This window comes from Tranquillimonas rosea, from assembly GCF_900111315.1.
GTDB lineage: Bacteria > Pseudomonadota > Alphaproteobacteria > Rhodobacterales > Rhodobacteraceae > Tranquillimonas > Tranquillimonas rosea.
In genome coordinates this window covers 163,984-189,325 of record NZ_FOGU01000009.1, presented here as the reverse complement: position 1 = coordinate 189,325, position 25,342 = coordinate 163,984, and the positions used below count along the sequence as shown (strand labels likewise).

26 protein-coding genes and 1 tRNA gene are annotated in these 25,342 nt (G+C 68.3%); 10 read left to right on the top strand and 17 right to left on the bottom strand.

The features are described 5' to 3' along the window. Positions 1-553 precede the first annotated feature (553 nt). A complete protein-coding gene (locus BMZ25_RS15565) occupies positions 554-1,072 on the top strand; it encodes a fasciclin domain-containing protein (protein WP_092695246.1) in 519 nt (172 codons plus the stop codon). A gap of 89 nt (positions 1,073-1,161) precedes the next feature. Here the strand turns inward: BMZ25_RS15565 and clpB are convergent, their stop codons facing one another. Then, positions 1,162-3,777 carry an ATP-dependent chaperone ClpB gene (clpB, locus tag BMZ25_RS15560; protein WP_092695244.1) on the bottom strand — a complete coding sequence of 872 codons (2,616 nt, stop codon included), beginning with the start codon at positions 3,775-3,777 and terminating at the stop codon, positions 1,162-1,164. A 255-nt stretch (positions 3,778-4,032) separates the two neighbouring features. Between clpB and BMZ25_RS15555 the strand changes: the two genes are divergently transcribed. Continuing rightward, complete coding sequence (locus BMZ25_RS15555) at positions 4,033-4,317, top strand: hypothetical protein (protein WP_092695242.1); 285 nt, start codon at positions 4,033-4,035, stop codon at positions 4,315-4,317. A 132-nt stretch (positions 4,318-4,449) separates the two neighbouring features. Here the strand turns inward: BMZ25_RS15555 and BMZ25_RS15550 are convergent, their stop codons facing one another. Continuing rightward, entirely contained in the window at positions 4,450-5,019 is a 570-nt protein-coding gene (locus BMZ25_RS15550; RefSeq protein ID WP_092695240.1) for a hypothetical protein, read from the bottom strand. A 125-nt stretch (positions 5,020-5,144) separates the two neighbouring features. Between BMZ25_RS15550 and pyrF the strand changes: the two genes are divergently transcribed. Then, positions 5,145-5,840, top strand: a complete 696-nt coding sequence (gene pyrF / locus BMZ25_RS15545) for an orotidine-5'-phosphate decarboxylase (protein ID WP_092695238.1) — start codon at positions 5,145-5,147, stop codon at positions 5,838-5,840. A 6-nt stretch (positions 5,841-5,846) separates the two neighbouring features. Here the strand turns inward: pyrF and BMZ25_RS15540 are convergent, their stop codons facing one another. After that, complete coding sequence (locus BMZ25_RS15540; RefSeq protein ID WP_092695270.1) at positions 5,847-6,263, bottom strand: NUDIX domain-containing protein; 417 nt, start codon at positions 6,261-6,263, stop codon at positions 5,847-5,849. A 67-nt stretch (positions 6,264-6,330) separates the two neighbouring features. Here BMZ25_RS15540 and BMZ25_RS15535 point away from each other — a divergent pair, with 67 nt between their 5' ends. Then, entirely contained in the window at positions 6,331-7,584 is a 1,254-nt protein-coding gene (locus BMZ25_RS15535; RefSeq protein WP_092695236.1) for a DNA polymerase IV, read from the top strand. Position 7,585: 1 nt separating this feature from the next. Here the strand turns inward: BMZ25_RS15535 and BMZ25_RS15530 are convergent, their stop codons facing one another. Further along, a complete protein-coding gene (locus BMZ25_RS15530) occupies positions 7,586-8,446 on the bottom strand; it encodes an N-formylglutamate amidohydrolase (protein WP_092695234.1) in 861 nt (286 codons plus the stop codon). Positions 8,447-8,594: 148 nt separating this feature from the next. Between BMZ25_RS15530 and BMZ25_RS15525 the strand changes: the two genes are divergently transcribed. Both BMZ25_RS15525 and ykgO read left to right on the top strand, forming a co-directional pair. Continuing rightward, positions 8,595-8,669, top strand: a tRNA-Val gene (locus tag BMZ25_RS15525). A 76-nt stretch (positions 8,670-8,745) separates the two neighbouring features. Continuing rightward, positions 8,746-8,871 carry a type B 50S ribosomal protein L36 gene (gene ykgO / locus BMZ25_RS15520; protein ID WP_092695232.1) on the top strand — a complete coding sequence of 42 codons (126 nt, stop codon included), beginning with the start codon at positions 8,746-8,748 and terminating at the stop codon, positions 8,869-8,871. Between the two features lie 121 nt (positions 8,872-8,992). Here ykgO and BMZ25_RS15515 read toward each other — a convergent pair whose 3' ends face one another. From BMZ25_RS15515 to fdhF, 8 genes are all read right to left on the bottom strand, one after another. Then, positions 8,993-10,585 carry a peptidoglycan-binding domain-containing protein gene (locus tag BMZ25_RS15515; RefSeq protein WP_092695230.1) on the bottom strand — a complete coding sequence of 531 codons (1,593 nt, stop codon included), beginning with the start codon at positions 10,583-10,585 and terminating at the stop codon, positions 8,993-8,995. 122 nt (positions 10,586-10,707) lie between these two features. Then, positions 10,708-10,980, bottom strand: a complete 273-nt coding sequence (locus tag BMZ25_RS15510; protein ID WP_092695228.1) for a hypothetical protein — start codon at positions 10,978-10,980, stop codon at positions 10,708-10,710. Continuing rightward, a complete protein-coding gene (locus BMZ25_RS15505) occupies positions 10,962-11,348 on the bottom strand; it encodes a hypothetical protein (protein ID WP_092695226.1) in 387 nt (128 codons plus the stop codon). The genes BMZ25_RS15510 and BMZ25_RS15505 overlap by 19 nt, the downstream gene beginning before the upstream one ends. Positions 11,349-11,396: 48 nt before the next feature. Next, positions 11,397-12,152 carry a molybdopterin-dependent oxidoreductase gene (locus BMZ25_RS15500; protein WP_092695224.1) on the bottom strand — a complete coding sequence of 252 codons (756 nt, stop codon included), beginning with the start codon at positions 12,150-12,152 and terminating at the stop codon, positions 11,397-11,399. After that, positions 12,152-12,991: a cytochrome b/b6 domain-containing protein gene (locus BMZ25_RS15495; RefSeq protein ID WP_218142550.1), complete on the bottom strand. Its 840-nt coding sequence runs from the start codon at positions 12,989-12,991 to the stop codon at positions 12,152-12,154. Before BMZ25_RS15495 ends, BMZ25_RS15500 begins: the two co-directional genes overlap by 1 nt. 56 nt (positions 12,992-13,047) lie before the next feature. Further along, positions 13,048-13,437 carry a hypothetical protein gene (locus BMZ25_RS15490; RefSeq protein WP_092695222.1) on the bottom strand — a complete coding sequence of 130 codons (390 nt, stop codon included), beginning with the start codon at positions 13,435-13,437 and terminating at the stop codon, positions 13,048-13,050. Positions 13,438-13,660: 223 nt separating this feature from the next. Then, on the bottom strand, positions 13,661-14,062 hold the full coding sequence (locus BMZ25_RS15485; RefSeq protein WP_092695220.1) for a hypothetical protein: 402 nt from the start codon (positions 14,060-14,062) through the stop codon (positions 13,661-13,663). A gap of 114 nt (positions 14,063-14,176) precedes the next feature. Beyond that, positions 14,177-16,963, bottom strand: a complete 2,787-nt coding sequence (gene fdhF / locus BMZ25_RS15480) for a formate dehydrogenase subunit alpha (RefSeq protein WP_092695218.1) — start codon at positions 16,961-16,963, stop codon at positions 14,177-14,179. Positions 16,964-17,114: 151 nt separating this feature from the next. Here fdhF and BMZ25_RS15475 point away from each other — a divergent pair, with 151 nt between their 5' ends. Genes BMZ25_RS15475 through BMZ25_RS15465 form a run of 3 tightly spaced genes read left to right on the top strand, consistent with a single transcriptional unit; the run spans position 17,115 to position 19,992 of the window. Further along, positions 17,115-17,765: a histidine phosphatase family protein gene (locus BMZ25_RS15475; protein ID WP_092695216.1), complete on the top strand. Its 651-nt coding sequence runs from the start codon at positions 17,115-17,117 to the stop codon at positions 17,763-17,765. 10 nt (positions 17,766-17,775) lie between these two features. Continuing rightward, a complete protein-coding gene (locus BMZ25_RS15470; RefSeq protein ID WP_092695214.1) occupies positions 17,776-18,831 on the top strand; it encodes a saccharopine dehydrogenase in 1,056 nt (351 codons plus the stop codon). Between the two features lie 21 nt (positions 18,832-18,852). Next, positions 18,853-19,992, top strand: a complete 1,140-nt coding sequence (locus tag BMZ25_RS15465) for a saccharopine dehydrogenase C-terminal domain-containing protein (protein ID WP_092695212.1) — start codon at positions 18,853-18,855, stop codon at positions 19,990-19,992. A gap of 4 nt (positions 19,993-19,996) precedes the next feature. Here the strand turns inward: BMZ25_RS15465 and BMZ25_RS15460 are convergent, their stop codons facing one another. From BMZ25_RS15460 to BMZ25_RS15440, 5 genes are read right to left on the bottom strand one after another with little or no spacing between them, the layout of a single operon-like run. Then, positions 19,997-20,728 (bottom strand): SDR family NAD(P)-dependent oxidoreductase, encoded by a 732-nt coding sequence (locus tag BMZ25_RS15460; protein ID WP_092695210.1) that lies wholly within the window; start codon positions 20,726-20,728, stop codon positions 19,997-19,999. Continuing rightward, positions 20,725-21,291: a DUF3833 family protein gene (locus BMZ25_RS15455; RefSeq protein ID WP_092695208.1), complete on the bottom strand. Its 567-nt coding sequence runs from the start codon at positions 21,289-21,291 to the stop codon at positions 20,725-20,727. Before BMZ25_RS15455 ends, BMZ25_RS15460 begins: the two co-directional genes overlap by 4 nt. Beyond that, a complete protein-coding gene (locus tag BMZ25_RS15450) occupies positions 21,288-22,526 on the bottom strand; it encodes an MFS transporter (protein ID WP_092695206.1) in 1,239 nt (412 codons plus the stop codon). The genes BMZ25_RS15455 and BMZ25_RS15450 overlap by 4 nt, the downstream gene beginning before the upstream one ends. Beyond that, a complete protein-coding gene (locus tag BMZ25_RS15445; RefSeq protein WP_092695204.1) occupies positions 22,523-23,287 on the bottom strand; it encodes a DUF1365 domain-containing protein in 765 nt (254 codons plus the stop codon). Before BMZ25_RS15445 ends, BMZ25_RS15450 begins: the two co-directional genes overlap by 4 nt. Continuing rightward, positions 23,284-24,582, bottom strand: coding sequence for an NAD(P)/FAD-dependent oxidoreductase (locus BMZ25_RS15440; protein ID WP_092695202.1), 1,299 nt, complete (start codon positions 24,580-24,582; stop codon positions 23,284-23,286). The genes BMZ25_RS15445 and BMZ25_RS15440 overlap by 4 nt, the downstream gene beginning before the upstream one ends. 214 nt (positions 24,583-24,796) lie before the next feature. On the opposite strand from BMZ25_RS15440, the gene BMZ25_RS15435 reads away from it, so the two are divergent. Beyond that, positions 24,797-25,339, top strand: a complete 543-nt coding sequence (locus tag BMZ25_RS15435; protein ID WP_408033445.1) for a sigma-70 family RNA polymerase sigma factor — start codon at positions 24,797-24,799, stop codon at positions 25,337-25,339. Positions 25,340-25,342 lie beyond the last annotated feature (3 nt).

Genomic DNA, 25,342 nt, shown 5'->3' with positions numbered 1-25,342 from the left:
TGTCCGCCGCCCCGTCTGGCGCCCCGCCAGCGCCTCAGCGCCGCCGGTGAAGGGCTATCTACGGATGTCGCCAAACATCCGCAACCCCTTTTCTATGGAATGATGCGGATTTTTTCGATTTCTAATTTCGTTGCTCGATATATGGGCGTTCCGACAACTTGGGGCACCATGGGTGGAGGTGTCGCGCAATCCCCGTTCGCGCCGTCCCGGCCCTTTTCGACGCCCGCGCCGACGCGGGTCGGTCGAAAGGGCCGCACTGGTCGCGCGCGCTGCGCGGAATCCGGAATCGCTGGCACTCGAGTCGCGGCCCCGCTCCCGGAATCCGTCGAACTCGGCCGGTAAATCCGCCCGGATCATGTCACGCGTCGTCACCATGACTGATACAGCCGTGATTGGAGATTGCCGGATGGCGGCGCTTAGGGCCCGACGCCGCAACGTCAACGCGCCGTGCCCGCGCAGGCGCCCGAATTTACGAGTGAACCGAGTCCGGAGATCGCACGTCTCCCCGTTGATGCCACAGGGCATCTGCCAAAAATACTCAAGGAGGAGAGACATGATCCGTCGTACCTTTATCGCGCTGACGGCCACCACGGCGCTCGCGGCGCCGGCGTTCGCCGACAATCACGACAGTGGCGACATGGCCGAGATGAACATCGTCGAGACGGCACAGGAGAACGGCAACTTCACGACACTGCTGGCCGCCGCCGAGGCGGCCGGGCTGGCCGAAACCCTGTCGGGCGAAGGCCCGTACACCGTGTTCGCGCCGACCGACGACGCCTTCGACGCGCTGCCCGACGGCACCGTCGAGTCGCTGCTGGAGGATACGGAGCAGCTGACTTCGATCCTGACCTACCACGTCATCCCGAGCGCCGTGATGTCGGGCGACCTCGAGGACGGAATGACCGCCGAGACGGTGAACGGCGAGAGCGTCGAGATCAGCATCGACGGCGACACCGTCATGGTCGACGGCGCGACCGTCACCCAGGCCGACATCGAGGCCTCGAACGGCGTGATCCACGTCGTCGACACCGTGCTGATGCCGGGTGAAGGCTCGGGCGACTCCGACATGTGATCGGGCGCCTGCCTGCGGGCGCGCCGGGTCGCGTCTGCAGGGAGACCCTGGAAAGAAAGCGGGGCGCCCATCGGCGCCCCGTTTGTCTGTCAGTGCAGGACCGCATCCATCGGCGGCTGCCTGTTGGACGATGACACCCGGTCACCGACGATCAGCCCGTCGCTGCCGGCGCTGATCGGGACGGTATCGCCCTCGTCCACGTCGCCGGCCAGGATCATCTCGGCCAGTTCGTCCTGCAGGTGGCGCTGGATCACCCGCTTGAGAGGGCGCGCGCCGAAGACCGGATCGTAGCCCTCGTCGGCCAGCCACTGCTTCGCACCGTCATCCAGTTCCAGCCGGATCTTCCGGGCCGCCAGCCTCTTTTCGAGACGGCGCAGCTGGATCTCGACGATCCCGGACATGTCGGACCGCTGAAGGCGATCGAAGATGATCGTCTCGTCCAGACGGTTTAGGAATTCGGGCCGGAAATGCGCCCGGACCGCCTCCATCACGTCCTTCTTGGCCGTCGCGGGATCGGCCCCGTCGGGCAGCCGCGACAGCGCCTGCGAGCCGAGGTTCGAGGTCAGCACGATCAGCGTCTGCTTGAAGTCGACCGTGCGCCCCTGTCCGTCGGTCAGCACACCGTCGTCCAGCACCTGCAGCAGCACGTTGAACACGTCGGGGTGCGCCTTTTCGACCTCGTCGAACAGCACGACCTGGTAGGGCCTGCGCCGCACGGCTTCGGTCAGGACGCCGCCCTCGTCATAGCCGACATAGCCCGGCGGGGCGCCGATCAGTCGGGCGACGGAGTGCTTCTCCATGAACTCGCTCATGTCGATCCGCACCATTGCCTGGTCGTCGTCGAACAGGAACTCGGCGACCGCCTTCGTCAACTCGGTCTTGCCCACGCCCGTCGGGCCGAGGAACAGGAACGAGCCAAGCGGCCGGTTCTCGTCGTTCAGTCCGGCACGTGCGCGCCGCACGGCGTTGGCCACGGCGGTGACGGCGGCGTTCTGGCCGATGACACGGTTGTGCAGCCCGTCCTCCATCCGCAGCAGCTTGTCGCGCTCGCCCTCCAGCATCTTCGACGTCGGGATGCCGGTCCAGCGCTCGATCACGCTCGCGATCTGCTCGGGACGCACGGCCTCTTCGACCATGATCTCCTCGTCGCGCTCCTCGGCTTCGGTCAGCTTCTTCTCGAGGCCGGGAATGACGCCATAAGATAGCTCGCCCGCGCGCGCGAGGTTGCCTTCGCGCTTGGCGATGTCGAGCTCGGCCCTCGCCTTGTCGAGCTGCTCCTTCAGATCGCGGGCCGCGTTCAGCTTGTCGCGCTCGGCCTGCCACTGGGCGGTCATCTCGCCCGAGCGTTCCTGCAGCTCGGCCAGCTCGCGCTCGATCTTGTCGAGCCGGTCCTTCGACGCCTGGTCGTCCTCCTTGCGGAGCGCTTCGGCCTCGATCTGCTTTTGCAGGATGTCGCGATCCAGCGCGTCCAGTTCCTCGGGCTTGGAGTCGACCTCCATCCGCAGGCGGCTGGCCGCCTCGTCGACGAGGTCGATCGCCTTGTCGGGCAGGAACCGGTCGGTGATATAGCGGTGCGACAGCTGCGCGGCGGCCACGAGGGCGGCGTCCGAGATCCGCACGCCGTGGTGCAGCTCGTACTTCTCCTTGATGCCCCGCAGGATCGAGACCGTGTCCTCGACCGTGGGCTCGTCGACCATCAGCGGCTGGAACCTGCGGGCCAGGGCGGCGTCCTTCTCGACGTGCTTGCGGTACTCGTCGAGCGTCGTCGCGCCGACGCAGTGCAGTTCGCCCCGCGCCAGGGCCGGCTTGATGAGGTTGGCGGCATCCATCGCGCCATCGGTCTTGCCGGCGCCGACGAGCGTGTGCATCTCGTCGATGAACAGGACGATCTCTCCGGCCGCGGCCTCGATCTCCTTGAGGATCGACTTCAGACGCTCCTCGAACTCGCCCCGGTATTTCGCACCGGCGATCAGGGCACCCATGTCCAGCGCCATCAGGCGCTTGTCGCGCAACGATTCCGGCACGTCGCCGTCGATGATGCGCAGGGCAAGGCCCTCGGCGATGGCGGTCTTGCCAGTACCGGGCTCACCGATGAGGACGGGGTTGTTCTTGGTACGACGCGACAGGATCTGCATCGCCCGGCGAATTTCCTCGTCGCGGCCGATGATCGGGTCGATCTTGCCCTCGCGCGCCCGCTCGGTCAGGTCGATGGCATACTTCTTGAGCGCCTCGTAGCCCTCCTCGGCGTTCGCCGTGTCGGCGGTCCGGCCCTTGCGGATGCCCTCGATCGCGGCGTTCAGGCTCTGCGCGCTGACCGCACCTGCCTCCAACGCTTCCTTCGCCTTGGACTTGACGACGGCCAGCGCCGTCAGGATGCGCTCGACCGGGACGTAGCTGTCGCCGGCCTTCTTCGCCAGCTTCTCGGCCTCGTCCAGCACCTTGGCGGTCTGCTGATCCAGGTAGGTCTGCCCGGCGTCCCCGGTCACCTTCGGCGTCTTGGACAACGCCAGTTCGAGGGATTCGACCACCCGTTGCGGCGCCCCGCCGGCACGGCTGATCAGGTTGGAGGCGAGCCCCTGGTCGTCATCCAGAAGCGCCTTGAGCAGATGCTCGGGTCCGAGGCGCTGGTGGTTTTCTCGCATTGCGATCGTCTGGGCGGCCTGGATGAAACCACGCGCCCGTTCGGTGAACTTCTCAAAGTCCATCTTCACTTCTCCTCTTGCAAGCGCCCGCTTCGTGGAGCGCCCGGCTTCGGCACGCCCCTCTCGGGCCTCGGCTTCAGAAATGGGGCGCGGAACAATGTGTTGCAAGTGAGCCGCAAAATGTTTCACGCGTGAAACGGTCGGTCAAAGGCACCTTGCCAAACCCCGGAAACTTCGGCCGCGCACATGGAAACTTATCCACAGCACACGCGTTAGGCCCCCGTATGAGCGGTAGCATAACCCATGCGAGGTGAAGTGATGTCGACGCCCTACGATTTTCCGCCGCAGGAGGCTTCCGGCGGCACACGTGTTCTCGGTGCCCACGTCGAACGCGCCCGGCGGGACCGCGACTTCGGCCGCGTCGAGGCGATGGTTCGGCTGACGGTCAAGCCCGCGCCAGGGCGTCCGGTGCAATCGATGCGCATCTATGCCAACACCGCCGCCAGCGGCGGCGATCTGCGTCGGCGGCTGGTCGAGGATGCGATACGCACCTCGCGCACCGTGCCGGCCGCGCGGCAGCGGGTCACGGCAGCTGCCGCCTGACTCGGCACATTGTTAGGCGTAAAGGCCCGTCACGCGATGCGTGCGGGCCTTTTTCTTGCTGCGCGCCATACACAAAAGAGGCGGACACTCGACGATGTCCGCCCCTCGATACCTTCGGCATTGGCCCGAGCCCTACTCCGACGTCAACGCGTCATCGTCGCGGCCTTCGGGGCCCGAAGGCGTCGGCACAAAGGGCTGGGTCGTGTTGTCGGGATCGTCCACCACATCCTGATCGGGCTCCGGCGTCACCGAGTCGTCCGAACCGCTCGTATCCGCGGTCGTCCGGTCATCACCTGCGCCGGCGGTGTCTTCCTGATCCTCCAGGAGAAAGCTGTCGGCCGCGCCGTCACCATCCTGCGCGGTCTGCATGCCCTCGTCTGCGATGAACGTGTCGGCGGGGCCGTCACCCTCGCCGCGCTCTTCAATTTGCTCTTGCGCGGGGATGCTCTCCTCGCCCGGCGCGGCGGGTTCGACCTCGTCGAGTTCGGCGGTCACGCCGTCGATCGTGGTGTCGGCCTCGCCCTCGGGCTTGGTCCCCGCGCCGGTCGGCCGCTGGGCGACCTCTTCCGAGGACGCGGGGTTGGTGTCGGCCTCGGGCGCGTCATCCGCCGCGAGCGTGAAGTAGCCCCCCAAGCCCACCACGGCGACGGCGCCGGCGACAAGGATCGGGACAAGGGGAGTCGTATGGCGAAAATCAGCCATGGCGATCGGTCTCCATATTCCGGTGTTGCCTGGAAAACGGATGGCCCGCCGACGCAGTTCCGGCCCGCTTGCCTCTGAAGAGGCCATCGGGCACTTGTGTCGCACCCCAATCAACGGAGCCGCCCATGACCGACGACCGTCTCATCGTCGCCCTCGACGTCCCCGACGCGCTGTCGGGCCTGAAACTGGCCGAAACGCTGGGCGACAGTGTCGGCTTCTACAAGATCGGCCTGGGGATGCTGACCGGCGGCGGGCTTGCACTCGCCAACGAGCTCAAGACCGAACATGGCAAGCGCATCTTCCTCGACATGAAACTGTTCGACATCTCGGCGACGGTGACCGCGGCGGTCCGCGGGCTCGCACAGTTCGAGGTCGATTTCCTGACGGTCCACGGCGACCCGCATGTCGTGGCCGCCGCGCGCGAGGGCGCCGCGGGAACGCAGACCAAGATCCTGGCGGTAACGATCCTCACCTCTCTCGACCGCACCGACCTGGACGCCTGCATGCTGGAATACGGCACGGTGCCCGACATGGTGACCGAGCGGGCCCGCCGCGCCTTCGACGCGGGCGCCGATGGCGTCATCGCCTCGCCGCAGGAAGCGGCGGCGATCCGCGGGATCAGCGCCGCGGAGGGCGGCCTGATCGTCACCCCCGGAGTCCGCCCCGGCGGGTCGGAGCTGGGCGACCAGAAACGTGTCGCCACCCCGGCGCAGGCCATCCGCGACGGCGCGGACCATGTCGTCGTCGGCCGGCCCGTCTGGCAATCCGCCGACCCGCGCGCCGCGGCACAGGCGATCGTCGACGAGATCGGCGGCGCCTGACGCCGGTCAGGCGGTGGCGATCTCGTCGAGATAGGTGCGAAGCTGCTGCTGCAGGTGGGGTACGGCATCCGTCCGCGACAGGAAGTGGTCGAGCGCCATCCACTCGACCGCCCGCCCCTCGTCGCCCAGCGTGAGCGACCGGGGTCCCGTCCCCATCTCGGCCACCAGGAACCAGATACGCCGTCCCGGATAATCGAAGGCGCGCTGCCAGCGCACCGTCTCGGCGGGGACGATCAGGCCGATCTCCTCGCGGGTCTCGCGCAGCACGCAGTCGAGCGGGCTCTCGTCCGCCTCGCGCCCGCCGCCGGGCAGGTCCCACAGACCGGGAAACGGGATGTCGGGCCGGTCGTCGCGCAGGATTGTCGCGATCCTGTCGCCGGCAATCAGCGCAAGCTTTGCGCCGTTGAACTCATCAATGGTCATGCCGGCCTTTCCGCGGCTATCTTCGTATCCCACATAGGGATTCGCCGCGAAAAGAAAAACGCCCAAGATGCCCGCCCTCTGCCGCGATTGTCTGGCCCGGTTCGACACGGGCGCCCGCTGCCCGAGCTGCCGCAGCCCGAGGGTGCTGTCGCATCCCGAACTCTGCGACCTTTCGATCGCGCACATGGATTGCGACGCGTTCTATGCCAGCGTCGAGAAACGCGACAATCCCGAGCTGCGCGACAAGCCGGTGATCGTCGGCGGCGGGCGGCGCGGCGTGGTTTCGACGGCCTGCTACGTCGCACGGATCAAGGGCGTCCGGTCGGCGATGCCCATGTTCAAGGCGTTGCAGCTCTGCCCCGAGGCGGTCGTCGTGAAGGGCCGGATGGAAACCTACGCCGCCGTCTCGCGCCAGATCCGCGCTATGATGGAGGAAATGACCCCGGCAGTAGAGCCGCTGAGCCTGGACGAGGCGTTTCTCGACCTCACCGGCACGGCGAAGTTGCACGGCGCACCGCCGGCGGTGATGCTCGCCCGGCTGGTCAAGCGGATGCAGGACGAACTGGGCATCACCGGCTCGATCGGGCTGTCGCACAACAAGTTCCTGGCCAAGCTGGCGAGCGATCTCGACAAGCCGCGCGGCTTCTCGGTGATCGGCGAGGCCGAAACGCTCGACTTTCTCGAGAACCGGCCGGTGAGCCTGATCTGGGGCGTCGGGGCGACCGGGCGCGCGGCGCTCGAGCGGGCGGGAATCCGGACCTTTGCGGATCTGCGGCGCTGGGACCGGCGCGACCTGCACAGCCGTTTCGGTTCCATGGGTGAGCGTCTGTGGCATCTCTCGCGCGGTGAGGATCATCGGCGCGTCTCGCCCAATGCACCGGCCAAGGGCATCTCGAACGAGACGACGTTCTCTGAGGACACGGCGGACCGCGACATCCTGGACGGTCATATCTGGCGGCTGGCCGAAAAGGTCAGCGACCGGGCCAAGGCCAAGGGCATCGCCGGGCGGGTCGTGATCCTGAAGCTCAAGCGTGCCGATCACTCGCTGCTCAGCCGGCGGCTGAGCCTGCACGAGCCGACGCAGATGGCCGACGGCATTTACCGGACGGCACGGCGGCTGTTCGACCAGGTGACCTATACCGGCCCCTATCGCCTGCTCGGCGTCGGCATCTCGGAGCTGAGCCCGGCCAGCGGCGCGGACGCGTCCGGCGACCTGCTCGACCCACAGGCCCTGAGACGCGCGGGCGCCGAGCGTGCCACCGACCGGATTCGCGAGAGGTTCGGCCACGACGCCATCGTGAAGGGCCGCTCGCTGCGGTGAGTCACTCGGCCGCCAGCGGCAACTCGGCCGCGCCGATCGCGCAAATGCGTGAGATCACGTCGGACAGGGCGGTGCGGAACCCGTCGAAATCCGCCGAGGGCCGGACCCGCACCTCGTCCATGTAGAGCGCGCGGTCGATCTCGACCTGGATCACGTGTTGTCGGCGCGAGGGGCGGCCGTAGCGCTGGGTGATGTAGGCCCCGGCGAAGGGGGCGTTCCGCGCGACCCGCAATCCCGCGGACAGGAACGCGCTTTCGACCGCATCCATCACGGTCGCAGCGGCGGCGGCGCCGAACCGGTCACCGAGAATCACGTCCGGGCGGCGGCCCGTCCGTCCGCCCAGCCCCTCGATCGCCTCGTGCGGCATCGAGTGGCAGTCGATCAGGATGGCCTCGCCGAACTGCGCGCGCGTGTCGTCCAGAAGCTCCTGCAGCGCCGAATGATACGGCCGCCAGTATTCCCGCACGCGCGCCTCGGCCTCGGCGCGGGCCATCTTGCCGCGATATATGGCGCGCCCGTTGGCCACGACCCGCGGCACGACGCCCAGCCCGGAGGAGATTCGCGGATTGATCGGCCCCCGCGCTACTCCTTCGATCAGCGCGGGGTCCAGTTCGTCCTCGGCCCTGTTCAGGTCGATGAAGGCACGAGGAGCCAGCGCGGCCAGAAGCGGCGCCCCGAAATCCAGCGCCGGCGCGAAGAGATCGTCAACGAACGCATCCTCGGAGGACCGGATGGACCGGGCATCCAGCACGCTGCGCGCCATCAGCGCGGCGGGGTAATCGCGTCCCGAATGGGGCGAATCGAACACAACACTGGTGGCCCGGCGCGCGGGCAGGAACAGCTGATAGGGCTGCGGCATCATCGACCGACCTCCGACCCCGCAATATAGGCGGAGAAGATCATTTGCCAAAAGCCCTTGAACCCCACCGCGACTCCTTTTATAGGGCTTCGGACCGGCGCGGGGCTGCCCCGCGTCTTGTTCGTTAGAGCAGGCCGGAAACGGCGGTAAAGGGCGGTTAGCTCAGCGGTAGAGCACTACGTTGACATCGTAGGGGTCACTGGTTCGATCCCAGTACCGCCCACCATAGAACATTCGCCGGGCCCCGCCCGGTGCCAGACCGGAACAGGCGCATCAGCGCCGCGAACAGAGGACCAGGACCGATGAAAGTCCGTAACTCGCTCCGCTCGCTGAAGAACCGTCATCGCGATTGTCGCGTGGTGCGCCGCAAGGGCCGCGTCTACGTGATCAACAAGACGCACCGCAAGTTCAAGGCCCGCCAGGGCTGAGAACCGCGCACGGCGCGCTTCAGCGCGAAAAAACCCGGCAGGCCCCGTGCCCGCCGGGTTTTTCGTCGTCTGCCATGACGTATGGCTGACGGGGCGGATACTGAGAATCCGCCCCGGTCGGTCACTGGAGGATGCTGCGCAGGCCCTCGGCCAGCAGCCGCGCGACCATCGCCTCGCTGACATAGCCGGTGACCGGCAGTCCCGATTGCTGCTGGAAATTGCGGATCGCGCGCCGGGCATCGCCGTCGAACTGGCCGTCCACGCGGCCGGGATTGTAGCCCATCGACTGCAGCCGCTCTTCCATCAGCCGCCGCGAAAGGGTGTTGAGGCCCAGTTGTGCCTCGGCGGATTGCGCCGGCCCCGGCTGCTGCGGCTCGGGCTGTTGCGGCTGGGTCCGTGCGGTCACGATCTCCTGCGCATCCTCCGAGAACCGGCCGTCGGGATGTCTGTCGAGATAGCCGCGATAGCCGGCGACGGTGTCCTGCTCTTGCGCCCGCTGCCACGCGGCACGGTCGTTGTTCTCTTCGATCTCGGCCAGCCGGGCGCGGGCCGCACCGGCGTATTCGCCCTGCGGAAAGCGATCGAGATACGCGCGCATGCCCTCGGCGCCATTGCCCTGGGCCTGGTTCTGCCAGAACCGGCGTTCTTCCCGGGCGCGCTCATCGCGGCGCCGTTCGGCCTGCCGGGCGATGCGGTCGACCTGCGGCGCGGTCAGGTAGGACGTCGTCTGCACGTCGTTGCTGTCCTGCCAGTTGCGGATCGCGCTGCGCGTACCGGGCCCGAAGATGCCCTCGACACCCCGCGTGTCGAATCCCAGCACGGTCAGGTCGCGCTGCACCTGCTGCCGTTCGGACTGGCTCAACTCCAGCGCGGTCTCGGTGCGTTCAGCCTGGGTGGCGGGGTCGTCGAACGCGGCGACCCTGCGGCGGGCGTCGACGGCATGACGGCCCTCGGGATACCGGTCGAGATAGGCCTCGTAGGCGTCGCGCGTGTCCAGATCGGTGGCCACGTCCCAATACGCGTCATCCCGGTCGGCGGCGCCCCCGCCCCGTGCGCCCGGCAGGAAGGCGTGGCCTTCGGGCGCATAACCGCTCAGCGTGACGTCGTCGCCGGCACCGGCCCGCAGCGCCACGCCCGGCGCGGCGACCGTGCCCCGGAGGAACCGCTCGATCGCATCGGGCCGGCCGCGCGCCAGGGTGACACCTTCGGGCATGTCGATGTCGCCCAGCCCTTCACGCAGGTAGGGACCCGTCGCGTCGCTGCGGTCGTCGGTGGCCAGCACCAGCAGCGCGTTCTCCGGCGCCTGGGCCAGGATCGCCAGAACCGTCGACAGCGCCAGCCCATCCTCGGCTACCGCGCCCAGCCGCATATCCTCGAGATCGGCGGGCAGGAAATAGGTCTCGGTCGCGGACGACATGAACCGCCCCGACAGGGTGACGAGGATACGGTCCGCCGACGGGGCCATCTGTTCGAGCTGGGCGAGAAACTCGTCGATCCCGGCACTCGCCACGCCGGCGCCGTCGATCACGTCCACTCCGGCATCCTCCAGGGCGTCGCGAGCGTCCAGCACCGCCGTTCCGCCGCGGACATCCGCGACCTCGGAATAGTCGCTCGTGCCCATCATCACCGCCAGGTCGGTCGCCATCGCGGGCGCGGCACACAGGCCGGCCGACAGCGCGCCGACGAACAGGCGGCTCGCACGTATCACAGTCATTCGCATCTCCTTTCCTCCCGCCACGCCAGGCGGGTTCACGCGGCACCCCCTAGGGGTGCACCGCGCCTGTCGCATCGGCACAGATGGAGCGCGAGCGCGCGTCAGGCAATTACGAGGGGCTGTTATCGCCTAGCAGCGTCGGAAACGGCCGGGGCGGGACCGTCCAGCGCGGCGCGGGTCAGCGCCGCCATCAGCCTGACGAACCGCTCCCGCGAGCCGGCCAGCGCCACCAACGGCTCGGTCTCGGCGGGAAGATCGAGCCGCTCCGCGGCCTTCAGGGCGGGCCCGTCGGCGCGGGGATAGAACACGTCCCACACCAGCTGCGCCTCGCGCGCAAAGATCGACGCCCCAACCTTGCCGAGCCCCTTGGCCCCGGTCAGCCGCTTGAGAACCACATCGGGTCGTCGTCGAGCATGTTGCGCAGGTCATCCTGGTAGCGGTCCCGCATCCATTGCGCCGTCTCGCGAAGGTACTCGGCCGTCTTCTCGTCATAACGGCGGTACCCGTTGTCGCGGAGAACGGCCACCATGTCCCAGTAGTCCGTGGCCAGGATCACGTCGATCTTGTGCAGCCGGCCCGAGCGGAGCGCACGCGCCGCCTGAACGGCGAGCGCGGCGTCGATCCGGGCCGACAGCAGGATCGCGCCCTCCATCCAGTGAAACAGCTCCTGCGGCGTGTTCCGCGCGACATGCGCGCCCATCTCTTCGGAAAACAGCGTGCCCTGTGTGTCGATCAGGGCCGCGACGACATCGTCCTGGCTCATGGCGGGCTCCTCCGTCAGACGAACCCGGCCGGCATCCGCCACGTTCCGTCAGATGCCGGCGTACCACTCGTAAAAGCCGGCATCCTCCCAGAAGCCGCCCTGCCCCCGGCCGATGCCCGACAGCGACGCGACGGCCTCGACCCCGGTGAGAAACTTCGCGTGCTTGTAGCCCAGCTGCCGCTCGACCCGCAGGCGCAGCGGCGCTCCGTGACCCAGCGGCAGATCGGCGTCGTTCATCCCGTAGGCGAGGATCGTCTGTGGGTGGAAGGCATCGCGCAGGTCGAGGCTTTCGTAATAGGGCATGCCCGAGAAGTCGTCGGCGCAGCGGAACACGATGTAGCGCGCCTCGGGCCGCAGCCGGACAGAGTCGAGCACCGTGCCCAGGGGAACTCCCGTCCACTTGCCGATCGCGCTCCACCCCTCGACGCAATCGTGCCGGGTGATCTGGCTGCGCGCCGGCATGGCCCTGAGCTGAGCCAGCGAGACGTCGCGCGGCGCCTCGACCAACCCGCCGACACGCAGGCGCCAGTCCGTGAATCTACGCTCGGCCTGACGTTGCCAGGTGGCGGACCGGGGCCGCGTGTTGCCGTTCGTCCGGAAATCGGGCGACATGGCCTCGGGCGGATATTCCCGCGCGAGGGCATCGCCGACCAGAAGGCGGTGCACCCGGTGGGACAGCCACTCACCGGACGACAGGACCATCTCGCGGAAGGCCGGCGCCTGCCCCAGGCGGTCGCACCCGGCGAGCACGAACGGGGCGGCAAGGCCGGTCAGCACGCGGCGTCGGGTCAGCAGTCTCGACATCAGCGCGTCTCCTTCGGCAGGCGGAACCGGCCCGTGATCATCGACCGGATTTCGTTGAAGGGACCGGCGAGCAGCACCATCACGAGGTGGACGATCACGAACGCCACCAGCAGCACCGCCGCTATGAAATGGATCGACCGCGCGGATTGGCGCCCGCCGAACAGGTCCAGAAGCCACGGCCAGGCCGCATCCACGGCGGGCGACATCGTCAGGCCCGTCAACACCATCGCCGGGATCAGGCCGAAGATGACGAGCAGATAGCTGCCCTTCTGCAGGATGTTGTAGCGCAGTGCGGCCCGTCCCTTGGGGAAGTTCAGCGTGGCGTGGGCTCGGATGTCGCGCCAGACATGCCGCGGGGACAGCTCTTCGCGGCGGGGCAGCAGATCGCGGCGCAGGTGGCCGTTCACCAAGCTTAACACGGCGTAGATCAGCAGCCCCAGCGACAGCGCCCAGGCAAAGGTCAGGTGCCACCGCCGCGCCAGAGCCAGGTTGTAGCTCGACGGCAGCGTCGCCCAGCCGGGGAACGCCCGGTTGCGGACCTGGCCCCCGGCATCCCTCCACCGGCCCAGAACCCCCGTCGTCGTCACGCTCAGCCCGCCGATCCGCGTGATCCCTTCGCCCTCGACGGCGGTAATCTCGAGCCACGCGGGATCGGGGTTCGCGCCATACTGCCCCCAGTAGAGCCGGGGATGGGCGTTGAAGATCATCAGACCGCTCATCAGCAGGATCAGCAGAATGGCCGCGTTCGCCCAGTGCCAGATGCGCGTCGACAGGCGATGCCGCCGGACAAGATCGCCGCCGCGCGGTGCAGCCTCGGTCATGAATGTTTCGGCGGCCATGGCGCCCTCCCATCAAGGGACCGCGGTCCGCCAAGGACGGCGAACCGCGGACCGCATCACATGTCGCCGGCCATGGCGTCGATCGCCATCATGTCGGGGCTTCCGTCGCAGGCCGAGGCCATGCCGGCGACCATGTCCTCGGACATCATGTCACCGTCGTCCGAAGCCATGCCCTCCTCCGACATCATCGCGTCGTCGTCGCCGGACATCTCGTCGTCCGACATCATGCCGTCGTCCCCTTCGGACATCTCGTCGGTCATCATCTCGCCGTCCATCGACGCGGCTTGCATCGCCTCTACGGCCGCCGCCTGCCCCTCGGCGTCCATCGCCATGAAATCGGCACAGGTGATCGAGGCCGGGTCGGCGGCATGGTTGTCGGCCAGCGCGGGCAGCGCCACCAGCGCCGCGATGCCCGCCACTGTGAAACGTCGGATAAGCTGTGTCATGGGATCCTCCCTGCTCGGGCGGCGCGTCATGCACCGCCTTCGGCAGGTCTGCGGTACCATGTCGCACGGCTCACACGCGTGACACAGGACCGTGCGAACACGGCTCTTTGAGGACACCGCCAGATGCGGCGCCCGGTAAGGCATTGTTTTTAAATGATATATATCGGTCGAAATCACGGGCCGGGCGGAGTGTTACAGACCGCCCGCCCGTTCTGTTGCAGTTTCAGTGGCTTCCGGTGCCGGGCGTGCTGGCGTCCTGCCCCGGATTCGGCCCCGTCGCGGCGGGACATTCGCAATCGGCCAGCAACTCTTCGGCCTTTTCCGACCGCTCACCCGCCGGCACCGATTCCAGCGCCGACCGCGCCGCGCGCAGGCCCCAGTCGATGTCACCTTCGACCCAGGCCGGGCGCTCTTCTCCGGCCGTCAGGGCGCCGCCACGGTTGTCGCGCGATTGCCGCGCCACCCGGCTGAGCGCCGAGAACGCCGCTTCGCGCTCGTTCTTGCGAAGCCCGTCGAGGTCCTCCTTGTCGAACTTCGCCACCATCTTGGCGGCCCAGTCCGGCAGTCCGCGGTCCTCGCCCAGGATCTCGGCCAGCTTCTTCTTGGTCCAGTCCATATCGCTCATCGGTCACTCCTGTCTGCTTTCGACGGAGAAACGGATGCGCGCGGCTATGGGTCCAGCACCGGGTGCGGCGCGGGCGCGGTTTCTGCACCACGACCAAAGTCGGGCAAGGTGCGGTTACTCGGCGGCCAGTTCCTCCGCTCCTGCGGATTCGACGCGGACGGCGGAATACTTGAACTCGGGTATCTTGCCGTAGGGGTCCAGCGCGGCGTTCGTCAGGATGTTCGCCGCCGCCTCGACATAGGCGAAGGGCAGGAACACCATGTCCGGCGAGACGGCCCTGTCCGACCGGGTCGCGACCTCGAGACTGCCGCGCCGGGTCGTCAGGCGCACCTTGTCGCCGGCCACGACCCCCAGTCTGCGCAGCGTCGAGGGGTGGAGCGAGCATGTCGCCCCCGGCTCCATCGCGTCCAGCACGGTCGCGCGGCGGGTCATGGCGCCCGTGTGCCAGTGCTCCAGCTGGCGCCCCGTCGTCAGGATCATCGGAAAATCCTCGTCCGGCGTCTCGGCCGGCGGGGTGACACGCGCCGGGGCGAACAGCGCCCGGCCGTCGGCGCGCGGGAAACCGTCGCCGAACACGACGGATTCGCCGGGCGAGTTAGGTGACGGGCACGGATACTGCACCGCGCCTTCGGTCACCAGCCGGTCCCACGTGATGTTGTCGAGCGACGGCATCGCTCGCGTCATTTCCGCAAAAATCTCGGAGGGGTCCGCGTAGCTCCAGTCGAGCCCCAGCTGCCGGGCGAGGTCGACCACGATACGCCAATCCTCCCGCGCCTGTCCCGGCGCGGGCACCGCACGGCGGCCCATCTGCACCTGACGGTTGGTGTTGGTCACCGTGCCCGTCTTTTCCGGGAACGCCGCGGCGGGCAGGATCACGTCGGCGAACATCGCCGTCTCGGTCAGGAAGATGTCCTGCACGACGAGATGGTCGAGCATGGCCAGCCCGTCGCGCGCATGCTCGACGTCCGGGTCCGACATCGCCGGGTTCTCGCCCAGGATGTACATCCCCCGGATCTGGCGGGCATGCATCGCCTCGACGATCTCGACGACGGTCAGCCCCGGCTGCGGGTCGATCTCGGTGCCTCCCCAGAGGTCGCGATAGAGCGCGCGCACCTCGTCGTCCATGACCGAGGCATAGTCGGGCATCACCATCGGGATCAGGCCGGCATCCGAGGCGCCCTGGACGTTGTTCTGCCCGCGCAGCGGATGCAGCCCGGTGCCGGGCCGGCCGACATGACCGCACAGCAGCGCCAGAGCAATAAGGCAGCGGGCGTTGTCGGTGCCGTGGATGTGCTGGCTGACGCCCATGCCCCAGAAGATCATGCCCCGCTGCGCCCCGGCGAAGACGCGTGCCACGGTGCGGATCGTTTCGGCGTCGATGCCGCAGATCTCACTCATCCGCTCGGGGTCGAAGCCGGCGATATGCGCGCGGAACCCCTCGAACCCGTCGGTGAAGCCGTCGATATACTGCCGGTCGTGCAGCCCCTCCTCGACAATCACGTGCATGATCGCGTTCAGCAGCGCCACGTCGGTGCCAGGCCGGAACTGAAGCATGTGACTGGCGTGTCGCTTCAGCGCCTGCCCGCGCGGGTCGATCACGATGAGCTCGCCCCCGCGCTTGGCGAACTGCTTGAAATAGGTGGCGGCGACGGGGTGGTTCTCGGTCGGGTTTGCGCCGATCACGATGGCCACGTCGGCGTTCTCGATCTCGTTGAACCCGGCTGTGACGGCGCCGCTGCCGACATTTTCCTGCAACGCCGCGACCGAGGAGGCGTGGCAGAGCCTGGTACAATGGTCGACGTTGTTGTGCCCAAAGCCGGTGCGGATCAGCTTCTGGAACAGATAGGCCTCTTCGTTCGTGCACTTGGCGCTACCGAACCCGGCGACCGAGCGGCCGCCATGGGCGTCGCGCAGACCCGCCAGCCCGGTCGCGGCGGCCTTCAGCGCTTCGTCCCACGTGGCCTCACGGAAGTGGGTCCAGGGGTTCGCGGGATCGACGTTCAGCCCCTTCGGCGGGGCGTCCTCGCGCCGGATGAGCGGGACGGTCAGGCGCTCGGGGCTGTGGATGTAGTCGAAGCCGAACCGCCCCTTCACGCACAGGCGCCCCTCGTTCGCCGGGCCGTCGATGCCCTGCACATAGGCGATGCGGTCGTCCTTCACCTTCAGCGAGACCTGGCAGCCCACGCCGCAGAACGGGCAGACGCTGTCGACCTCTTCGTCGTAGTCGGCCCGATCGCCGCGCTGCTCGGAATCCATGATCGACGAAGGCATCAGCGCGCCCGTGGGGCAGGCCTGCACGCATTCGCCGCAGGCGACGCATGTGGACTCGCCCATCGGATCGTCGAAGTCGAACACTGGATAGGCGTCGTGGCCGCGGTCGGCCATGCCGATCACGTCGTTCACCTGCACCTCGCGGCAGGCGCGGACGCAGAGGTTGCACTGGATGCACGCATCCAGGTTGACCGACATCGCCACGTGGCTGTCGTCGAGCAGCGGCACGCGGTCGGGCTCGAGCGCGGGGAACCGGCTTTCGCGGATGCCCTGCGCCGCAGCCATGTCCCAGATATGGGCGGAGGCGTCATGGGCCTCGGATCGGGCGGGCTGATCGGCGAGCAGCAGTTCCATGACCAGTCGCCGCGCCTCGACCTCGCGCGTGCCCTCGGTGGTGACTTCCATCCCGTCCTGCGCCTGCCGGATGCACGAGGCGACGAGGTTCCGCTCGCCCTCGACCGACACCATGCAGGCGCGGCAGTTCCCGTCGGGCCGATAGCCCGGCGCGTCGCGGTGGCACAGATGCGGAATCGTGGTGCCGTGCCGCTTGGCCACCTGCCACAGCGTCTCGCCCGGTGCGGCCTCGACCTGCCGGCCGTCGAGCGTGATGCGGATCGTGTCGTCGGTCATCTCGGGTCATCCTCCCGGCACCGACTAGACCACGGGCGCGGGACGATCCCAAGACCATGGGCGACACTCCTGTCCGGATTTGCGCCATGCGCGCGCATTGGCATTCGGCCGGTGAGCCGATAGGCCGAACGTGACGCAACGGGAGAGACGCATGGGCGAAATCGTTCTTGTCCGACACGGGCAGGCCAATTCCGAAGCCAAGGACGAGGACGGATACGACCGCCTGACCGACCTGGGCCGCCAACAATCGGCGTGGCTCGGCGAATGGCTGGCTGCGCAGGGCGAACGCTTCGACACCCATCTTGCCGGCGGTCTGCGACGGCATCGTGAAACGGCCGAAGCGATGGGGCTGGACTTCTCGCGCGTGCAGGTCGATCCGCGGTTCGACGAGATGGATTACTTCAACCTCGGCAAGGCGCTGGAAGAGACCCACGGCGTCCCCTTCCCCGATGCCGAGGCCTTCGCGGACCACGTCCCCAAGGTCATGGAGGCGTGGCACCGGGCCGAGATTCGCGGCAACGAGACGTTCGACGCCTTCGAATCCCGCGTGACCGAAGCGCTGATTGACGCCGCGCAAGAGGGCCGGCGCGTCCTGGCCGTCACCTCGGGCGGGGTCATCGCGATGGCGCTGCGGCACATCCTGCGGCTGGACCCGACCCGTTTCGCCCATATCCTCATGCCGATCCGCAACAGCTCGATCCATCGGGTTCACGTGCGCGGACGGCAGATGATCCTCGCGGGGTTCAACGCGACCCCGCATCTCGACCCGCCTGACCGCGCGACGGCGCGCACCACCTTCTGAGGAGACCGCGATGACACATCTCTGGGTCCGCGCCGAACACCGCTCCGACGAGGCCCGCGTCGGGCTGACGCCCCAGGGCGCCGCCTCGCTGATCGCGCAGGGCTTCGACGTGACGGTCGAGGACAGCGACCGCCGCGCCATCGCGATCGACGGCTATCGCACCGCCGGGGCCGACGTGGCGCCCGAGGGCGCCTGGCGCGAGGCGCCCGACGACGCGATCGTGCTGGGGCTCAAGGACCTGCCGGACGACGGCACGCCGCTGACGCACCGGCACGTGATGTTCGGCCACGCCTACAAGGGCCAGCCCGAGGGGCGGAAGCTGCTCGAGCGGTTCCGCGCGGGCGGGGGCGTCCTGTACGACCTGGAATACCTGACCGACGAGGACGGGCGGCGCGTCGCGGCGTTCGGCTACTGGGCGGGCTATGCCGGGGCGGCGGTCTCGCTCTTGGCCTGGGCGGCGCAGCAGCAAGGCGGCCTCTGCGGCCGGGTCACGGCGCACGATACGTCGCGCGATCTGTTTGCCTTGGTCCAGGCCGAGCTGATGGCAGCGGGCGCGTCGCGGCCCAACGCGCTGATCATCGGGGCTCTGGGGCGGGTGGGCACCGGCGCACGCGATCTCTGCTCGGCCCTGAGCGTACGCCCGACGCTGTGGGACATGGCCGAGACCGCCGGAGGCGGACCGTTCCCGCAGGTCCTGTCGCACCACATCCTGCTGAACTGCATCCTCGCCCGGCCCGGCAGCCCGGTCTTCGTCGAGCCCGACGCCACCGAGGCGATCCGCGCGCTGTCGGTGATCGGGGACATCGCCTGCGACCCCGGCTCGGACTATTCCCCCATCAAGGTCTACGACCGCGGCACCACCTGGGACAGCCCGGTGCGCCGCGTGCACGATGTGCCGCCGCTGGACGTGATGGCCATCGACAACCTGCCCGCGATGCTGCCGCTGGAAAGCTCCGAGGACTTCGCAAAGCAGCTCCTGCCGACGCTGCGCCTGCTCGACGGGCTGGACGAGGGCCCCTGGGCCCGTGCGAGGGTGGAGTTCGACCGCGCCATCGAGGCGCTCTGACAAAGGGGGAAAGGGCACGCCATGACCATCCACTGGTGCGGCACCGGCCTGAGCGCGACGCCCGGCCTTCGTCGCCTGCTGTCCGAGGGGCTGGACGTCACGGTCTGGAACCGCACGCCGGAACACGCCCGCGCGGCCGTCGGCGACCTGACCGACCGGATCGAGACGTTCGACCCCGCGCTGGTCAAGAACGTGCTCGAGGCGGGCGATGTCGTGGTCTCGATGCTGCCCGCGGAATGGCAGGCCCCGCTGGCCGACATGGCGGCGAACCAGTACGCCCATTTCGTGTCGCCCGGCGAGCTCACCGCCGAGATGCGCGGATTGGACGATCTGGCCCACAATGCCGAGGTCGCGATGGTCAACGAGGTCGGCCTCGCCCCCGGCATCGATCACCTGCTGGCCCACCGGATGCTGGCCGACTACCGCGCCTCGGACGCCTTCGACCCGGCGAACGAGGTGTCTCTCTTCAGCTTCAGCGGCGGCTTTCCGACCGCACCGGGCGGCGACCGCTACAAGTTCAGTTGGTCTCCGTTGGAGATGCTGCGCGCCCTGCAGATCCCGGCGCAATCACTGCGTGCGTTCGAGATCAACCAGTCGCCACGCCCCTGGCAGGCGATGTCCCGGACGTCCCTGCCCCTGCCCCGGCCGGAAGAGTTCGAGGTCTATCCCGCGGGCAACGCCCTGCCCCTGCTGGAGGATTACAGGCTGCATCCCGACCTCAGGGTGCGCGACATCGTGCGCGGCACCCTGCGCCCTCTCGGCTGGGCCGAGGCCTGGAAGCCGGTCCTGCACGAGATCGAGACACTCGACGGGCCCGAGGGCGAGATGCGGTTGCGCGAGATGGCCGAGACGCTGGGCACCGCGCACGCCTATGCCGCGGACGAGGCGGATCGGGTCGTCCTCTACCTTGACCTCTCGGCAACGCACGACGGGACGGTCGTTTGGCACAAGACCTGCGTCATGGACGCCCGCGGCGACGACAAGGGGTCCGCGATGGCCCGGCTTGTCTCGACCCACGTGGCGCTCGCCGCGCAGGCGGCCGCGGACGGCGAGTTCACGCCCGGCGTGCACGGCGCCCCGTCCGACACCGAGATGGTCGAGCGGTTCCTGGGCGAGATCGAACCCCTAGCCCAGCATGTCTCCACGCTCGACCGCCTGTGAGGCGTCACGACACCAGCCGGTAGTACAGCGCATCGGGCAGGAACTGGCTGAGACGGAACATCGCGCCGAAATGCGCGGGGAAGTTCCGCTTGAAGCCGTCGCCGTTGATGTGCTCGAAGATGATCGACGCCGCGGGGTCGGGGTCCATGATGAACGGCATCTTGAAGTCGTTCTTGTCCGTCAGGCGCGTGCGGACGAAGCCCGGATTGACCAGTTGCACGTCGACGCCGGTGTTGCGCAGATCGGCATACATGCCTTCCGCAAGGTACATCAGCCCTGCCTTCGAGGCGCCGTAACCGGTCGCGCCGGGCAGCCCGCGGAACCCGGACAGCGAGCCGGTCAGGACGATGTGGCCGCGGTCACGCTCGACGAATTTCGGCACCACCTGTCCCAGCACGCGCGCCGCCCCGGTCAGGTTGACGTCGAACATTGTCTCGACCTGCTCGGCGTTCCACTCGGTCGCCTTCTGCGGCCAATAGGCGCCGCCCATCCAGATCAGGCCGTCGATGTCGCCCGCCGCCTCGGTGGCGCGCTTCACGCTGTCGTTGTCCTGCACGTCGCAGGGCACGATTTCGGCCCGGCCCGGCAGGTCCGCGGCGACGGATTTCAGATCGTCCTCGTCGCGGGCGCTCAGCACGAGATGCGCCCCCACCTTGCTGAGCTTTCGCGCGACCGCGGCGCCGAGCCCGGCCGATGCCCCGACGATCCAGTACCGCTTACCCTGCCACTCTCTCATGCTGCTTCCCTCTTCCTTTCGATCGTCGCAACCAGCTCGGCGACCTTCACGCCGAACTTCCTAAACTGACTGCGGTTCATTATCACGCCGTTGTCGAGGAGATGCATCCAGTCGACAACGTCGAGCGTGTGACCACCGGCATCCTCGGGCAGTTTGATGCGATAGGTGAGCCCCACGCACGGACCGCCCATCGCGCCGCTGCCATGGCCGACGATGTCGTCGGCCTCGGCGCGGATCGTGCCGTCGGGCGCCAGCGTCAGATGCCAGGCCCGTTCCTGCGTCGCGCCGCTGTCGAACCGGAAGGACTCGCGCAGGACGCCGCCGCTCTCGGTCCATTCGCCGGTCATGTCCGCGACGAACCGCGACACGACCCGACCCGACGGACCGTAGATCACGCCGTGGCACACCAACGCCCCCGCCAAGTGCCGCGACAGGACGAATTCGGGCCCGAAATGCTCGTAATCCGCGGCACGCTGCGCCTGGAATGACAGCATCCGGTGCCGCGCCAGCCAGAACGACCACACGACCGCGATCCCGAGTGCGAAATAGAGCAATCCGGTCATGTCTCCTCGCTTTCGATGTCCGTTGCGATCAGCAGGGCGATTGCCACGCATTTGAGGCCGCACGGGACCAGCGCGTAGAGCCACGTGAGGACTCTCAGCGCCGAGTCCGGGTTGTCGGTTCCTGATTCGAAACCGGCCGTTTCGAGAATCGGCAACAGCGCTACGGCGGCGATGGCCAGCGTCACTTTCGAGACGAAGGACCACAGCCCGAACGCCTGTGCCGCATCCGGCGACACGCGGGCCATGCGGGCGGCGAAGATGGCCGGCAAGAGCGTCATGTCCGCCCCCAGGGTCGCCCCCGACGCGACGCAGATCACCGCGAAGGGCACCACGTCGCCCGCGCCGAGCCGCGCGGCAAAACCGAACGACACGACTGCCAGGACCATCCCGGCGAGCAGCACGCTCTTGCGGCCGAACCGCCGGGCCAGCGCGCCCCAGGCCGGCGCCGACGCGGCGGCCGACAGGAAGAACAGCACCAGCAGCGGCCCCTCCCATCCCGGCGCGGCAAGACGGCTTTCCACGAAGAACAGGAAGAGGGTCGAGGTGACGGCCACCGGCGTGGCGTTGACAAGGGCGATCAGCAGAAGGCGCCGGGCCGTGGAATCCCGCAGCACGACGGCAAAGCCGCCCGCTCCCGCCTCCGGGACCGCGTCGCCCCGCCACTCGCCTCGCATCGCAAGGACCGAGACCACCGCCACGACGACAAAGGCCAGCGCGAACCACAGGAACGCCCCGCCCGGTGCCCCCGCCAGCAATGTCGGCGCCACGGCCGCCGCGCAGACGCCGAGCAGCGCCCCCGTCTCGCGCCATGCGGCAAGGCGCGTGTGGCCGCCCGATCCCATTTCCGCGGCCTTCTGCACGCCCTGGGCGTAGAAGTTGATCGTCAGGAAGCTGAACCCGCTGAACAAACCCGTCAGCGTCAGCGCGAACCACGCCGCCGGCGGCAGCGGCGGCGGCACGGCGAAGAGCCCCAGCATCGACACCACCATCACCGCCGCGCCGATCGCGACCGCAAGAGCCCGGAACCGCTGCACCCGCTGCGCCAGCCATCCCAGCGCCGGGTCCTGCACCACGTCGATCAGCCGCAGAACGAACAGGACGGCGCCGAGGGCCGACAGGCTCACGCCGTAGGCATCGACGTAGAACTTAGGCGCGTGGATATAGATCGGTAGCCCCGCGCTCGCGAGCAGGCCGCCGAACACGGCGTAGCCGGGCAGACCCGCCGCGCGGGTCATCCGCTGACGTCGTTCTCGGGCGGGAGGGGGCGGACACGGTACCGGGCGCCCTTCCACCACAGGCGCAGGGCCTGCCAGTGGATCAGCCCCAGCACGCGGCGCGAGCCGAACGGGCGCCGCAGGCACATCCCGACGATGCGACCGGCCGTCAGGGGCTGCCGCCAGCCGGTGAGCGTGGCATAAAGCCCGCCCTCCTCGCTGGTGTAGTCGATCCAGATGCCGATCCGGTCGTCCCCGATATCGAAGCGGAAGACATAGCCCCCCCCGATGGGCTGGAAGGGCGAGACGTGAAAGATCTTCGCCGCCGTCATCCGGTCGCCGGGCTCGATCACGCGCCCGTCCGCGTGGTGGCACAGATAGGAATGACGATCGCCGAAGGTATTGCTCACCTCCGCGATCACGGCCCGGAGACCGCCATCGGCGTCATGCGCCAGCCAGAAGCTCACCGGGTTGAAGACGTGTCCCAGGACGCGGGGCTGCGCGAGCAGCAGAAGCCGCCCGCCGGTCAGGTCCGACAGACCGTGCGCTGCCAGCACGTGCCGCGCCCACCCAGCCCCCGCGCCATGCCGCGGCACCCCGCCGTGATCGACGTCGTGCAGCGAGGTCAGGCCCGCGCGGTTGCGGGAAAACAGCGGCGGCTCGCGCAGCTTGGCCTCGGGCTCCAGCAACAGGTAATCCACGCCATAGCGGAAGGCGTTCTGCACGGCGCCCTTGCGGCCGTGGAACGTCTCTCCGGCGATATGGTCGAGCGTTCCGGTCACTCTGCCGCGACCGCCAGCGGCGAGGTCCGGTTCAGCGCCTCGACGACGTCGAGCGCGCTCGCCAGCCCGTCCTCGTGAAAGCCGTTGCGCATCCACGCCCCGCAGAACCAGGTGTTGTGGGTCCCGTTGGCGCGCCGGATCGTCTCCTGCGCCCGCAGCGCCGCCAGATCGTAGACGGGATGCCGGAACTCGACCTCGTCGTGGATCAAGGCCGGATCGATCTCGCGCGTGGTGTTGAGGGTCACGAACAGGGGATCGTCCTTGGGGATCGGCTGCAGCGAGTTCATCCAGTAGGTCAGGTCGATACGTTCCTCCACCTTGTCGGCGGCCTCGGCATAGTTCCACGACGACCAGGCAGCCCGCCGGCGGGGCATCATCGCCGCGTCGGCATGCAGGATGGCACGGTTCGGCTGATAGCGCACGTCGCCGAGCGCATCGCGCTCGGTCCGCGTCGGGTCGGCAAGCAGCCGAAGCGCGTCGTCGGAATGGGTGGCGAATACCACTTCGTCGAACCCCTCTGCCGTGCCGCCCCGTGCCTTGACCTCGATCCCCGGACCGATGCGCCGCACCGACTGGACCGGCGCGGCCGTGCGCAGGTCGACCCCGCGCGAGGCCAGCCGCGCCGCCAACCGCCGCACGTATTCGACCGAGCCACCCTGGACGGTGTACCAGGTATGCTGTCCGGTGTGATGCAACAGGGCGTGATTGTGAAAGAACTGGATCAGCGCGTGGGCCGGAAAGTCAAGGATACGGCTGGCCGGCGTGGACCAGATCGCGCCCGACAGCGGCAGCAGGTAATAGTCGCGGAACCAGTCCCCCGTGCCCAGCCGATCGAGAAACGCGCCGATGGTGATGTCCGTGTCGTCGGACATCTCGAGCGCGTGGGCATTGAACCGCAGGATGTCGCGGATCATCGCCCAGAAGGCCGGCCGCGCCGCGTTGCGCGGTTGGGCCAGAATCGCGCGCAGATCGCGCAGACCGTATTCCAGCCAGCCGCCGCCGATCGACGCGCCGAAGCTCATGTCGCTCGGCGCGATGGGCACGTCGAGATCGTCGAACAGCGCCACCATGTTGGGATAGTTCACGCGGTTGAACACGATGAACCCGGTATCGACCGGCTGATCGCCCCGCTTGCCGGCCAGGACGGTGCGCGCGTGTCCGCCCAGCCGCGGCTCGGCCTCGAACAGGACGACGTCATGGTCCGGACAAAGCGCATGGGCGGCCCCGAGCCCCGAAATGCCACCTCCGATGACGGCGATACGCTTTCGTGCGGCACGGGCGGTTTCGAATGGCATGACTGGTCCTATTATGATCGTTACGTTCTGCTACGTTAGCGTTCGGGAAACGGATTAATGCAAAAATGCACGCTCCGGTGATCCATGTGCGAGGATACCGCGTAACGATGTCATGTTGCGCGATGACCACATCCTTCTCGCCCCGGCAACCCCGGTGCCGCCCCCCGCGTCACTGCGCATGGCGCGGCCGTCGCGTGCCGGAAGGCGGCGCATGATGCCCGATACGATCGACGCCGACTGGACGGAGCACCTGTCGCGGATTCGACATGACCGGGACCAGGAGGCCTTCGCCGAGGTGTTCGGACACTTCGCCCCGCGGGTTAAAGCGTTCCTCATGCGCTCCGGCGCGACAGAGGCCCAGGCCGAGGATTGCGCCCAGGACGTCATGGCGACGCTCTGGAACAAGGCGCATCTCTACGATCCCGGCCGCGCCAGCCCGGCGACGTGGATCTTCACCATCGCGCGGAACCGTCGGATCGACACGCTGCGCAAGCAGCGCCGCCCCGAGCCCGAGGATCTTCCCTGGGGGCCCGAGGCCGAGCCGGACCAGGAAGACGTGGTCGCGCTGCAACAGGACTCGGACCGGCTGGCCGCGGCGTTGGCGGACCTGCCCGAGAAGCAGAGGCAACTGATCGAACGCGCCTATTTCGCAGATCTCACCCACAGCGAGATCGCCGCCGAGACGGGCCTGCCGCTGGGCACGATCAAATCGAGGATACGGCTGGCGCTGGAGAGATTGCGCCACAAAATGGGTTAACGA

Coding starts and splice junctions, on each gene's coding strand:
- BMZ25_RS15475 (WP_092695216.1), top strand. CDS start 17,115: ATGGGCGAAATCGTTCTTGTCCGACACGGGCAGGCCAATTCCGAAGCC.
- BMZ25_RS15460 (WP_092695210.1), bottom strand. CDS start 20,728: ATGAGAGAGTGGCAGGGTAAGCGGTACTGGATCGTCGGGGCATCGGCC.
- BMZ25_RS15540 (WP_092695270.1), bottom strand. CDS start 6,263: ATGACCATTGATGAGTTCAACGGCGCAAAGCTTGCGCTGATTGCCGGC.
- ykgO (WP_092695232.1), top strand. CDS start 8,746: ATGAAAGTCCGTAACTCGCTCCGCTCGCTGAAGAACCGTCATCGCGAT.
- BMZ25_RS15435 (WP_408033445.1), top strand. CDS start 24,797: ATGCCCGATACGATCGACGCCGACTGGACGGAGCACCTGTCGCGGATT.
- pyrF (WP_092695238.1), top strand. CDS start 5,145: ATGACCGACGACCGTCTCATCGTCGCCCTCGACGTCCCCGACGCGCTG.
- BMZ25_RS15535 (WP_092695236.1), top strand. CDS start 6,331: ATGCCCGCCCTCTGCCGCGATTGTCTGGCCCGGTTCGACACGGGCGCC.
- BMZ25_RS15470 (WP_092695214.1), top strand. CDS start 17,776: ATGACACATCTCTGGGTCCGCGCCGAACACCGCTCCGACGAGGCCCGC.
- BMZ25_RS15485 (WP_092695220.1), bottom strand. CDS start 14,062: ATGAGCGATATGGACTGGACCAAGAAGAAGCTGGCCGAGATCCTGGGC.
- clpB (WP_092695244.1), bottom strand. CDS start 3,777: ATGGACTTTGAGAAGTTCACCGAACGGGCGCGTGGTTTCATCCAGGCC.
- fdhF (WP_092695218.1), bottom strand. CDS start 16,963: ATGACCGACGACACGATCCGCATCACGCTCGACGGCCGGCAGGTCGAG.
- BMZ25_RS15450 (WP_092695206.1), bottom strand. CDS start 22,526: ATGACCCGCGCGGCGGGTCTGCCCGGCTACGCCGTGTTCGGCGGCCTG.
- BMZ25_RS15530 (WP_092695234.1), bottom strand. CDS start 8,446: ATGATGCCGCAGCCCTATCAGCTGTTCCTGCCCGCGCGCCGGGCCACC.
- BMZ25_RS15550 (WP_092695240.1), bottom strand. CDS start 5,019: ATGGCTGATTTTCGCCATACGACTCCCCTTGTCCCGATCCTTGTCGCC.
- BMZ25_RS15500 (WP_092695224.1), bottom strand. CDS start 12,152: ATGTCGAGACTGCTGACCCGACGCCGCGTGCTGACCGGCCTTGCCGCC.
- BMZ25_RS15455 (WP_092695208.1), bottom strand. CDS start 21,291: ATGACCGGATTGCTCTATTTCGCACTCGGGATCGCGGTCGTGTGGTCG.
- BMZ25_RS15495 (WP_218142550.1), bottom strand. CDS start 12,991: ATGGCCGCCGAAACATTCATGACCGAGGCTGCACCGCGCGGCGGCGAT.
- BMZ25_RS15515 (WP_092695230.1), bottom strand. CDS start 10,585: ATGACTGTGATACGTGCGAGCCGCCTGTTCGTCGGCGCGCTGTCGGCC.
- BMZ25_RS15565 (WP_092695246.1), top strand. CDS start 554: ATGATCCGTCGTACCTTTATCGCGCTGACGGCCACCACGGCGCTCGCG.
- BMZ25_RS15505 (WP_092695226.1), bottom strand. CDS start 11,348: ATGAGCCAGGACGATGTCGTCGCGGCCCTGATCGACACACAGGGCACG.
- BMZ25_RS15465 (WP_092695212.1), top strand. CDS start 18,853: ATGACCATCCACTGGTGCGGCACCGGCCTGAGCGCGACGCCCGGCCTT.
- BMZ25_RS15490 (WP_092695222.1), bottom strand. CDS start 13,437: ATGACACAGCTTATCCGACGTTTCACAGTGGCGGGCATCGCGGCGCTG.
- BMZ25_RS15440 (WP_092695202.1), bottom strand. CDS start 24,582: ATGCCATTCGAAACCGCCCGTGCCGCACGAAAGCGTATCGCCGTCATC.
- BMZ25_RS15555 (WP_092695242.1), top strand. CDS start 4,033: ATGTCGACGCCCTACGATTTTCCGCCGCAGGAGGCTTCCGGCGGCACA.